Below are 1,226 nucleotides of genomic sequence, written 5' to 3'. Positions count from 1 at the left end.
ACATGAGCGATCTTTTCTGGCTGACCGACGAGCAGATGGCCAAGCTCACCCCTTTTTTCCCGAAGTCGCATGGCAAGCCTCGGGTTGATGACAAGCGGGTGCTGAGCGGAATTATCTTCATAAATCGCAATGGTTTGCGATGGCGTGACGCTCCTGCCACCTATGGTCCCTACAAGCGCTCTACAGCCGGTGGAAGCGTTGGAGCGAGAAAGGCATCTTTGCGCGGATGATGGTCGGGCTGGCTGCCGAATGCGGCGAAGAGAAGACCGTGATGATCGACGCGACCTACCTGAAGGCCCACCGCACAGCGACCAGCATGGCCGCGAAAAAGGGGGGCGTGGTCGCCTGATCGGTCGAACCAAGGGAGGTATGAACACAAAGTTGCATGCCATCTGCGACAGCCAGGGCCGACCTCTCAACCTGTTCGTGACCGCCGGGCAGGTAAGCGATTATGTCGGCGCACGGGCGCTGCTCAGCAGCCTGCCAAACGTCGATTGGTTGCTCGGGGATCGGGGCTATGACGCCGACTGGTTCCGAGAGGCATTGCAAGACAAAGGGATACGCGCCTGCATCCCCGGCCGAAAGCAGCGCAAAATCCCGGTCAAATACGACAAGCGCCGGTACAAGCGGCGAAGTCGCATCGAGATCATGTTCGGCAGGCTCAAGGACTGGAGGCGCGTGGCTACCCGCTATGACCGCTGTCCGAAAGTATTCCTCTCAGCCATCGCCCTCGCAGCAACCGTCATCTACTGGTTATGAATCCTGACCCTAGGGGCATAGTTTGCGTGTCCTTAGCTATTTGCAATTTCAATGGCTGGATCTATAAAAAGAAAACTCACGAGAGCACCGAAGATTCAGGTACTGGATAGTGTTCTCTCTGCCATCCTCCCGCACCACAAGGCCCGCGCCTAACCTTGGGGAGGCGTAAAGCGCCTTCCCGGGGGGAAGGTCAGGCGCGGGCCGTGCGGCTAACGCCCCACGTCCCAGGAAAATTCCTGCCAACGCCGCTCCTTGATTTGCACCGTCGGTTGCGCAGGGCTCCGCCCGTCCACACTTCAAACCGTCCCCCGGACGGTTTGCCGCTTCGTAAGCGGCGTCTCGACCCCACGTTGCTGCTGATGGCTTCGGCTGCGAAGTGATCTCCATCTCATGATGGGGAGTGCGTTTCGCAATGTGTGCTACAAATTCGTTTCTCAAATCGCTGGGCGTCGAGATCTACGCGTCGG

At 58.6% G+C, this 1,226-nt stretch carries 1 pseudogene; it reads left to right on the top strand.

The annotated features are described in order from the left end of the window. The first annotated feature begins 2 nt into the window (after window positions 1–2). Window positions 3–759, top strand: a pseudogene (locus AB9K35_RS02860) (IS5 family transposase). Window positions 760–1,226 lie beyond the last annotated feature (467 nt).

Origin of the sequence: Leisingera sp. XS_AS12, from assembly GCF_041224635.1 — a bacterium.
Classification (GTDB): domain Bacteria; phylum Pseudomonadota; class Alphaproteobacteria; order Rhodobacterales; family Rhodobacteraceae; genus Leisingera.
This window is presented reverse-complemented; position numbering and strand designations above follow the sequence as displayed.